The organism is Rhodopirellula maiorica SM1, from assembly GCF_000346295.1.
In the GTDB taxonomy this organism is placed as follows: domain Bacteria; phylum Planctomycetota; class Planctomycetia; order Pirellulales; family Pirellulaceae; genus Novipirellula; species Novipirellula maiorica.
This window is the reverse complement of record NZ_ANOG01000155.1, coordinates 1-5031: the sequence shown is the minus strand read 5'-3', so window position 1 is coordinate 5031 and position 5031 is coordinate 1. Positions and strand designations below refer to the sequence as shown.

The following is a 5031-nucleotide window of genomic DNA, read 5'->3' as shown; positions in this document are numbered from 1 at the left end:
CCGCCGTGGAATAGACCAGCCCCGTGATTTCCGAAGGATACGAGTCGGTGTCGATAACGACGTGTTCGAGGTTCCGCCATTCATCGGGTACGGCGTGTCCGGCGGATTTAGATTGCTGCCCACACTCGTTTCATTGAATCCGGCCGACGATAATCCAATCCGCAGATCGTCGTTGGTCAACAGCGCAGGGTAGTCCAGTTCCGCGGGTTCCCACACCAAGGGGCCTTCGATGATCGCGTCGGGGCCGGGATTAAGAAACACCAATGTGCCAACAATCCGGGACTTTCCTACCCGTACATCCTTCCCGGCACAGTTGATCAGATAGATCCCTTTTGCGTTGGTCGAATTGCCAAATGGATTGTGGTTGGGTGTCAACAATCCATCCAACACAAACGAACCGGACGGATAAGTTGTATTGAGCAAACTGACGCTGTCCATGTAATAGTCGTTGGCGACATCGATTTGCAAGTATAGCGTTGCCTTGGTCAATGTTCCCGTCCAGATTGGCGTGAAGCGTCCCTCGACACTGCCCCATTCATTTCCGTCAAGCGATGTCACTGGCGTTATGAACGAGCGAGTACTGGCGGGGGACGTTTCCAGCGTCAACACCGCTCGCACTTTAGCGTTAGCGGTCGGAAACACATTCAGCAAGACATCGTACGTGTCACCACTGCGAAGATCGTCTAACGAAATCGCTTGCGCCGCTACCGCATAGTTGTTCGCGCGCCCCGTGACGCTTAGCGAGTAAATCCCATCCTTCTTTTGCATGAGACTGCGTTGCAACGTACAGTCACCCCTTGGCTGCCAATTTTGGGTGCCGGATTCAAACGTCGTATTGGCCAAGATTTCGGACTGTGGCCATGTTCGCAGCGATGAATAATCAATCGTTGTCCCATTGGACAAGTAATGGTCCAGCACATGAAGTGGATCGGGCATGGTCCGCCGCGTCGAACGCAGTTGAGTTGCTTTGGTATAGCTGGCGCCATGGATGTCGTCGTAGGCTTCGACATTGGCGTTGATGATGGAACCACCCACGGCGTTTACTTTTTCGTTGGTACAAACGGTTTGGTCGCTGGTCAGCGTGGCGCCGTTGATGTCCATATCATCGCCGCTGATCATCGACACCTCCAAACAAGATCCTGTCTGTGGCCCGACCTCTAAACGCACCGAGGTTTGAAACAATGCATTTCCTTGGCGTCCCGTCCCCGTCAGCACGATCGGATGGTTATCGCCAACGGCGACATCGCCATCGACAGGGTCGATCGCAGAAAGCGAAAACGTGCCGCGATCCATTGTTTGTTGCGTGATCCAATCCCCGCTGCCAAGGTGGGTTCGCCAATACGGATCGCTGCGAATCCGCAACATGCCAATGTCGATGGCGGCTCGAGCGTAAACGCGGGCGGCAATAAAATCATCACTTTCATCGGCACTGCGACCCTGTAGACGCATCAATTGCAGCGACGCCAATCCGATCGAGGCAACAATCAGCGACGAAAATAAAACGACCGCATAGATCGCTCCATCGCGTCGGCGATCGTCGAGACGACTGAATTTCACGTGAACCAATTCCGATATCAAGGATCTCAACTTTAAAACACGACCATTCACTGGTAACGCATCAAGGTGCGATCACGACGGTCAACGCAGCCGACGCGGCTCCGCCACGACCGTCGTAAACAGTTAAAGTACAGGTATAGTTTCCGGGGGCGTTGTAAAAATGAGTCGTGCTGATTCCGCTGCCTTTGTTGCCGTCACCAAAGTCCCACACGTAAGACAAATAGTCGTCGTCTTGGTCGCTCGATCCATCCCCATCGAACTCGACCATTTGTCCCACGTCGCGGCTTAGATCCGGAGACGTTGCGACGGCGACCGGTGCGTGATTGCCGGTGGCATCCGAAGGAGCGGGAATCGTTTGCACCCAGCCGATGCTGCGGTAACCGACCAAGGTACTGACGACTTCGGCGTTTTGAGAAACGCTCACAATAATTTTCTTTAGCCCTGTGTGGGTGGCAGTCGTCTCGCTTAACGTTTCCGCATCCGCCCAAACAACGCGAACTTCGCGTGACCATTGATCGAATCCGCTGATCGTCTCACCACTGCGATCCTGAGGCGGCGATGCACTCCAATCATGAAAGTCATCGACGTCGTCAAACCGCGATCGATTGTCGGTGGATTCACCTGATTCCGGGCCGAACGTTGACGCTTCACCCGTCTCCGGTTCGCGGTACGCTTGCAATAGAATCTCGTTCATCATCGCGCCCGCCAATTGTTGGCCGAGCAAACGATCGAGCGTTGCCATCTCGCGTCGCTTCGAGGCTCCGATTGTTTGTAATGCTCCGACCATCAAGATGCCAACCAACATTACCGAAATCACCGCATCCAGCAGCGCAAAACCGCTGCGACTCGTGTCGTCGTGACGGCAAAAAGGTCGTACTCGCGTCATGGCTGTGGCTCCATCACACGAACGCGAGCATACGAATACTCGACATCGCTCACGTCGGCCCCAAGACATACCGATCGAGTCGTGTCGGTTGATTCGAAAACGGACAATGCGTACGTACCGTATTGGACCTCGTTAATACTCAAACTGACACTGGAGGTTTCAGGATCAAGAATCAAATGCAAGAACACGGGTTGATTCGGTAACCCCGGCACTTTGATCAGGGTTCGAGTGTCCGCATCGGACGACTTGGTTGCCAACGTCAACGTTTGACTGCCATCGGGCTGTTTCGCCAACGCGGCCAGCACTGGAACACACGTCGCCTCGGATCGAAAGGCGTTAATCTTGATCGTCGCTCCGTTACCTCCGACCGTGGTGTTTTGGAATTTGACATCCACAACGGTCGGCGTATCAAAATCACAATCAGGCGTCGTGTTCAATTGGGTACCGTTGGTCCGCCAAACCCCGTCGACGAGCGAGTCGGTGTCAAACGCATCGGAGTCGTCGACGATCCAGTCGCCTGTCGCGTCACCGTTGACATCGATCGTCGTCGGATCTTCGCTGAAATGGGTTTCCCATTGATTCGAAAGTAACTCGGGATGATTTAGGCACGCAACCGTCCAATTCAAGCTGGGCGTATTGGGTTTCATTCGCATCGTAACGCCCATCGAGGTCAAATAGTTGCTGTTGATCGAAAGCGTTCCGCCGGAGCGAATCAATTTGCCATACAGCCGCGAAACCAAGGACTTTCCGTTGTCATAGGACCACGTCGTTCCGCCGTTGCCAGACTTTAGCAGCCCCGACGCTGCACGAGTACTTCGCAAATCAACGCCGGAATTCGATTGGTTGCGGTCCAGCACCAAGCACAGAGCACTGCCGGACGCATGCGGATCCAGTTTGTCGAATTCGGCTTGGTACCATGCGTAATCACTCAGCAGCACATACATCGTGTTTTGTTCATAGGAGCTGCCATTGGGAGTCAGATTGATCGTCGCATCGAGCATTTGAGCACGAATCGTGCGATAAAAAAAACTGAAGGAAGCCTTCCGTGCCACCACCTGCACACGTGTCGGACGCCACGCATAAGCTCCCGCAGGCAGCGTCAGCGCAAAGTGTTGCCCCACCCAGTCATCGGATTTAATTTCGTTGTCAGCGGGATCCGTGGTTGCGGAGTAATCGATCAAAAGCGATTCAGATGCGTCTTCGACTCCCACACTCGGATAGGTCTCCGCGACACTTTCAAAGCTCGGAGTCAGATTGAATTGATCAACATCTTCGGCGATCGTCAGCGGCGTTGACTCGTTGTATTGACGCGTCAATGGTCCTCCCGGAACCCCCGTCCATGCGTATCGAATTCGCTCGTCCCAACCATCGCCATCGCGGTCCGGTACGGTAAACCCAATCGTGGTGGCGGAGCGTTCGGTGATATGGACCGCGGTCTCGAGTTCGGTCGCTAATTGATCCGCAATGCGAGTTCCGCGCAGTGCGGATGCGGTGCTTCCATCGGAATCGGGGATACTGCGAACCGAAATCGCAAGGCTGGCGTGGAGCCCCGCGATGATAATGCTGGACACCAACAGCGCAACAACTAATTCCATCAGCAGCATGCCGCGTCGCAAACAACCGGCGGTGCCGGCCAAGGTAAGACTTGGATGAGAAACCGTCATTGAATCACCGCCGTTCCCGAGACAGCGTCGACCGTGATCGTTACTTGCAAACGCCCTGATCCAATGACAATGTTGCCGCCTCGATTGGGAATCCCATACCCATCAAACGTCAATGTCTGAGTCCCGGTTCGTCCCCACACCGAAATCAGCGACGATTTGTAAGGTGGCTCTGCTAGAGCGATCACGTAGTTTCCCGACGGCCGTTCAAGCGGCGTTACATCCGCGATCGAGTATTGATCACGATCGACGTCAAAGGTGACCGTCTTGGTGGTGCTCGACCGGAATGCGGTCAATTGTGCTCGCTTGAGATCAGCCAGTATCCGGTTCGCCGTATTGGCAACGCGGTAGCGCTGCAACGAATCGGCCCACCGCGGCGCCGCAGCAGCCGTCATGATCGCCAGGATGACCAACACGATCGTGATCTCAATCAGCGAAATACCCGAGCGGAGCGGGCTGGGTGCCAGGAGCGAGTTGGGTGCCAGGAGCGAGTTGGGGGCCAAGAGCGGGCCGGGGGCCAGTGATTTTCGATTCGATGCATTATTTTCTTTTGCAGCCTTCATCGAGTTGCCTAGCCAAACCGAAAACGCGAGCCTATTGCTACCAATTCACCAAGCAACTCTAACCCGCAATTAAGGGATCAGCCAAAGTAACCCCCACGTTAATTTAGGAAAGGCATTCCGATTTCCCCGAGTTTTCTAATTATGCAGGCCAATGAACGCCGATAGAAGCTGTAACGATTTTCCGTTTACACACACAGGATGCATTGCGCCCTCATGAAACTGCCGTTGTTGCCAAACCGAAACTACGGCATCTTCGATCTTCGTGGACGGGGCAGTTGTGTACTGGGTCGTAGTGCACTGGGTCGTTGCGTCGCAATTTGTTTGTTGATTTGGCTGGGGTACAGCACTCCCAAGGCGTTTTCCG

At 54.4% G+C, this 5031-nt stretch carries 4 protein-coding genes; all 4 read right to left on the bottom strand.

Features of this window, described 5'->3' with window-relative positions:
* Positions 1-1557, bottom strand: a 1557-nt coding sequence (locus RMSM_RS04630) for a carbohydrate binding domain-containing protein (protein ID WP_008692289.1), incomplete at its 3' end; no start/stop codon positions are given.
* A 61-nt stretch (positions 1558-1618) separates the two neighbouring features.
* The gene (locus RMSM_RS04625) at positions 1619-2443 is read right to left on the bottom strand and encodes a PKD domain-containing protein (RefSeq protein ID WP_008692287.1); all 825 of its coding nucleotides are present in this window, start codon (positions 2441-2443) and stop codon (positions 1619-1621) included.
* Positions 2440-4107 carry a PulJ/GspJ family protein gene (locus RMSM_RS04620; protein WP_008692285.1) on the bottom strand — a complete coding sequence of 556 codons (1668 nt, stop codon included), beginning with the start codon at positions 4105-4107 and terminating at the stop codon, positions 2440-2442. Before RMSM_RS04620 ends, RMSM_RS04625 begins: the two co-directional genes overlap by 4 nt.
* Positions 4104-4667: a GspH/FimT family pseudopilin gene (locus tag RMSM_RS04615; protein WP_040764112.1), complete on the bottom strand. Its 564-nt coding sequence runs from the start codon at positions 4665-4667 to the stop codon at positions 4104-4106. The genes RMSM_RS04620 and RMSM_RS04615 overlap by 4 nt, the downstream gene beginning before the upstream one ends.
* Positions 4668-5031 lie beyond the last annotated feature (364 nt).

Coding starts and splice junctions, on each gene's coding strand:
- RMSM_RS04625 (WP_008692287.1), bottom strand. CDS start 2,443: ATGACGCGAGTACGACCTTTTTGCCGTCACGACGACACGAGTCGCAGC.
- RMSM_RS04620 (WP_008692285.1), bottom strand. CDS start 4,107: ATGACGGTTTCTCATCCAAGTCTTACCTTGGCCGGCACCGCCGGTTGT.
- RMSM_RS04615 (WP_040764112.1), bottom strand. CDS start 4,667: ATGAAGGCTGCAAAAGAAAATAATGCATCGAATCGAAAATCACTGGCC.